This window comes from Mucilaginibacter sp. (assembly GCF_036383575.1).
Classification (GTDB): Bacteria; Bacteroidota; Bacteroidia; order Sphingobacteriales; family Sphingobacteriaceae; genus Mucilaginibacter.
In genome coordinates this window covers 1-4,977 of the sequence record NZ_DASVOB010000576.1, presented here as the reverse complement: position 1 = coordinate 4,977, position 4,977 = coordinate 1, and the positions used below count along the sequence as shown (strand labels likewise).

Here is a 4,977-nt window from a genome sequence, read left to right as displayed (position 1 = left end):
TAACCCTGCTGGCCCTGCTGCCCGCAACTGCTGCGATAGCGCAAAACAAGTGGACAGAAAGAAAAGCAGGTGATATTGCTTTTGTTACCAATACCGGCGGACAAAACTTAGGTTACTCCACTTCATCCGGCGTGAAATTATTAACCGTTGATGGGCTTGCTTTTAAAGATCTGAACAAGAACGACAAACTGGATAAATACGAAGACTGGCGCCTGCCGGTTGATGAACGCGCTAAAGACCTCGCCTCAAAAATGAGCGTTGAGCAAATAGCAGGGTTGATGCTGTACAGTCGTCACCAGCCTATCCCGGCGGCAGCGGGTGGTCCATTTGCGGGGACTTATAACAATAAGGTATTTGCCGAAAGCGGGGCTAAAGCTTCCGATCTTTCCGATCAGCAGAAGCAGTTTTTAGCTAAGGATAATGTAAGGCATGTACTGGTAACATCGGTGCAAAGCCCGGAAATAGCTGCCCAATGGAATAACAACGCGCAGGCTTTTGTGGAAGGATTGGGTTTAGGGATCCCCAACAATAACAGCTCCGACCCGCGGCATGGTACCGTTGCAACTGCTGAATATAATGCCGGGGCAGGAGGGGCTATTTCCATGTGGCCCGGCTCGCTTGGATTGGCTGCAACTTTTGATCCGGAAGTGGTGAAGAACTTCGGCCATATAGCTGCGCAGGAATACCGGGCTTTGGGTATTTCAACAGCGCTTTCGCCGCAGGTTGATATTGCTACAGATCCGCGCTGGGCCCGTGTAAGCGGTACTTTTGGCGAAGACCCTCAATTAGCTGCTGATATGGCCCGCGCTTATATTGATGGTTTCCAGACTTCGGAGGCTGAAAAGGAAATAAAGAACGGATGGGGTTACAACAGCGTAAATGCTATGGTTAAGCATTGGCCGGGCGGTGGTGCCGGTGAGGGTGGTCGCGACGCGCATTATGCATATGGCAAGTACGCCGTTTATCCGGGGAATAATTTTAAACAACACCTGATCCCGTTTACCGAGGGCGCATTTAAGCTGCAAGGTAAAACCGGCATGGCCGCAGCGGTGATGCCTTACTATACCATTTCCTATAACCAGGATACCAAAAACCACGAAAACGTAGCTAATAACTACAACTCTTACATCATTAACGATCTGCTTCGCAAGAAATACAAATACGATGGTGTGGTTTGTACCGATTGGCTGGTTACCGGCGATGAAACCACGGTAGATTCATTCCTTTCGGGTAAATCATGGGGTGTGGAAAGCCTTACAATAGCACAGCGTCATTACAAAGTGCTGATGGCCGGTGTTGATCAGTTTGGAGGGAATAACGAGGTAGCTCCGGTTACTGAGGCTTACCAGATTGGCGTAAAAGAGCATGGCGAAGCATTTATGCGGGCAAGATTTGAGCAGTCGGCAGTGAGGCTGTTACGCAATATTTTCAGGACTGGCTTGTTCGAAAACCCTTACCTGGAACCCGAAGTTTCCAAACAAGTTGTGGGTAAGCCTGAGTTTATGGATGCCGGTTACCAGGCGCAGCTTAAATCGATAGTGATGCTGAAAAACAAGGCTAATATTTTGCCTTTGCAAAGCGGCAAAACGGTGTATGTGCCTAAAAAATTTACGCCTGCAGGCAGGAACTTTTTGGGAATGGAAACGCCCGAAAAACTGGAATATCCTGTAAATATGGAAACGGTTAAAAAGTATTTTAAAGTAACTGATAACCCTGATGAAGCTGATTACGCACTGGTATTTATTGCCAGCCCCAACAGCGGCGGCGGTTACAACAGCGCCGACGCTAAAAACGGAGGAACAGGTTATGTACCTGTTAACCTGCAATATGGCGCGTACACGGCTACTGATGCCCGTGCAACCAGTATAGCAGGCGGCGATCCGTTGGAGAAATTCACTAACCGTACTTACAAGGGCAAGTCAAGCACGGCTATTAATGTTACGGATCTGGCTATGGTTACCGATACCTATGCCAAAATGAAAGGCAAGCCGGTTATTGTATCGGTTAACATGAGCAACCCGATGGTGTTTTCGGAATTTGAAAAAGATGCCAACGCCATTATCGTTGATTTTGGTGTACAGGGCCAGGCTTCGCTTGATATCATAACCGGTAAAGCCGAACCGTCGGCATTGCTACCGCTGCAAATGCCGGTTGATATGAAAACCGTTGAAGCCCAGTTTGAAGATGTGCCGCACGATATGAAATGCTATGTTGACGAGCAGGGCAATAAATATGATTTTGGTTTCGGCTTAAACTGGAAAGGTGTGATTAAAGATGGGCGCGTGGATAAGTATGTGAAGAGTGTGGTGAAGCCGTAAACGCGCGATATTTTTATGTAGAGACGCATAATTGCGTCTCCCGTAGGACATGCCATATGATAATCTATCGTAATTTGCATGCGGGAGACGCAATTATGCGTCTCTACGTTGACGGGCATTTTATTTCACAATCCGCTTGGCATTATCCTTTACAAAAGTATCCCAACCGGAATATGACTTTTTAGAACCCGCCTTACCGGTACCAGAACCTGTAGGGATCCGTTGAAACGAATGGCAAACGGCCACGGCTAAACCATCGGTAGCATCTAAAAAATCGGGAGTTTCTTTAAATTTTAGCAGGCTTTGCAGCATGGCAGCTACCTGCTCTTTGGTGGCGTTGCCATTACCGGTTATGGATTGTTTTATTTTACGGGGGGCGTATTCGGTGATCTCGATATTGCGCGATAATGCTGCTGCTATCGCCATGCCTTGCGCACGACCAAGCTTAAGCATTACCTGTATGTTTTTGCCATAAAACGGTGCTTCAATGGCCAGGCAATCGGGGTTGTAATTATCAATAAGGGCAACAGTTTTTTCGAAGATGCGCTGCAGCTTAAGCATATGGTCGTCGGTAGTGGGCATTTTAACTACCCCCATAGCCAGCAGTTCAATTTTAGGGCCGGTTTCTTTGAGCAGTCCATAACCCATAACGGCTGTACCCGGGTCAATGCCCAAAATGATCCTCTCCTTTAAATTTACCGCCTGCTGCATAGGCTCAAAGGTAATTAATCAAACTAAATTATTTAGCAAAACATCCATGTATTGTTCCCGGGATATCATCCTGGCACCCATTGATTCAAGGTGATCTGTATGCACCTGGCAATCTATTAATTTATAAATACCTGTGTTGCACAAATAAATGAGCGCGGTTTTTGAAGCATTGCTAACGCGGCTAAACATACTTTCGCCACAAAAAACGTCACCTACGTATACGCCGTAAAGGCCACCGACCAGCTTATCATCCTGCCATACTTCAACAGAGTGGGCGTAGCCTTCCAAATGCAGACGGTTATAAGCGGCAATCATATCCGGCACTATCCAGGTGCCGTCCTGCCCCTCTCGCGGAGCGGTAGAGCAGGCTGTTATGACGTCGTTAAAACAGGTATCGACCGTAACCTTCAGCTTACCGGAGCGTAATACCTGCCGCATGGATTTGGAAATCTTCAACTCATCCGGGTATAAAACAAAACGCTCATGGGGCGAATACCAAAGGATGGGCGTATCATCACTATACCACGGAAAAATGCCGTTCTGATAAGCCAGCAACAAGCGTTCAGTGCTCAGGTCGCCGCCAACAGCCAAAAGCCCGTCTGGTTCGGCCAGATCGGGCTTTGGAAATATTAAATCTTCGTCGAGCCTGAATATCATCAGGCACAAATTTATGCTTTACGGCGGATCACCAGCTTTTTATTTTGGGCTTTGGCTATCGCATCCAGATAAACCTGTAATTCGGTGTATTTGGCGGCGGGGATCACGTGGTTTTTTAAATTGAATTTGGTTGTACTTACCACCTGGTTTTTAGTGGCATCATAAACATACTTAACATCATAAGTGCCGTAAGTAAATTTAAGGCTTTGATCGGTCGGCAAGGCGTCAATTTCAAAACCGGCAGGCAGGTCGATTGTGGTAACACATGTTTTTAACATGGGAATCTCAAAAAAGAAATCACCTTTTCGTTTTTCAAGTATTGGCACGGTTGTTTTCCACAGATCAAAAACACGGGGCTTGTAAAACTGCTTGTTGCCTGCTGATACATCGCAAAATTTATCGTACTCCAGTTCAATGTCCAGTTCTTTTGTGCCGTCCTTATCCGTTGAGGGCTTAAACTCAAAAAGAGATGGCTGCTTCATATTCAGCATCTTGATCAGTACCTGTTTTTGCTCGTCGGTTTTTAAAGCGGCTATGCCCAGGTAATCATCGCGGTATTCGCCGGTGCTTAAAATTTTAAGCGTTGCCTTTGCACCACCATTCGCGTCAAGTATTACGTGTGCCTCGCTATTAAATTGGTTGTCAATATCTGTACTTCGTGGGGTTTTAACCAGTTTGCCCCCATCTTCGGTAACCAGCAGGGCGTACCTGTTTTCGGTAAACGGCCCAAGCTTGCCAAAAGGCTTCTGCATATTGGTGCACTCAAGCCAGGTAGTGTCACTTTTAAAAGGCACGCATAAAATGATGTGATTGAACGGATCGCATGGAAATGCAGGGTCGGCAGGTTCTTCGTTTGAGCCTGCATTTATTATGGCATAGTACGATGGTATATCGGCGGCCTTTAATAAGGCATACATATAGTTTGATAAAGCCTTGCAATCGCCATACTTTTTCTGGTCAACAAACGTAGCCGGGAATGGCTTTAAACCTCCAATGCCGAGCTGGATACTTACATAACGCATGTTTTGCTGCATGTATTGATATAAGAACTTCGTTTTCTCTTTGTCGGTTTTAAAGTCGGCAGTCAGTTTTTTGACCTCGGCTATCCGCTCCGGACTAAGTGTGCATACATCTGCATTAAGGGCCTGCAGCCATTTACCAAAATTTTGCCAGGTGCTGATATCGCCGGGAATACCACCATACTGGAATGAGTTTGCTGCAAACATGATCCGCGGCATAACCTGCCATGATTCGGCATCATCTTCGAGCTTTACAGCTTTTATGTTTTTTA

4 protein-coding genes are annotated in these 4,977 nt (G+C 46.4%); 1 reads left to right on the top strand and 3 read right to left on the bottom strand.

Annotated elements, in window-relative coordinates; all coding sequences use genetic code 11:
• Positions 1 to 2,318: glycoside hydrolase family 3 protein (locus VF500_RS20635; RefSeq protein WP_330861489.1), on the top strand; the 2,318-nt coding region annotated here is incomplete at its 5' end.
• A 120-nt stretch (positions 2,319 to 2,438) separates the two neighbouring features.
• On the opposite strand, the gene ruvC is transcribed toward VF500_RS20635, so the two are convergent.
• The 3 genes from ruvC to VF500_RS20620 form a co-directional block, all read right to left on the bottom strand.
• A complete protein-coding gene (gene ruvC / locus VF500_RS20630; protein WP_330861488.1) occupies positions 2,439 to 3,029 on the bottom strand; it encodes a crossover junction endodeoxyribonuclease RuvC in 591 nt (196 codons plus the stop codon).
• Between the two features lie 18 nt (positions 3,030 to 3,047).
• Positions 3,048 to 3,686, bottom strand: a complete 639-nt coding sequence (gene aat, locus VF500_RS20625) for a leucyl/phenylalanyl-tRNA--protein transferase (RefSeq protein WP_330861487.1) — start codon at positions 3,684 to 3,686, stop codon at positions 3,048 to 3,050.
• An 11-nt stretch (positions 3,687 to 3,697) separates the two neighbouring features.
• Positions 3,698 to 4,977, bottom strand: a 1,280-nt coding sequence (locus VF500_RS20620; protein WP_330861486.1) for a transglutaminase family protein, incomplete at its 5' end; no start/stop codon positions are given.

Coding starts and splice junctions, on each gene's coding strand:
- ruvC (WP_330861488.1), bottom strand. CDS start 3,029: ATGCAGCAGGCGGTAAATTTAAAGGAGAGGATCATTTTGGGCATTGAC.
- aat (WP_330861487.1), bottom strand. CDS start 3,686: ATGATATTCAGGCTCGACGAAGATTTAATATTTCCAAAGCCCGATCTG.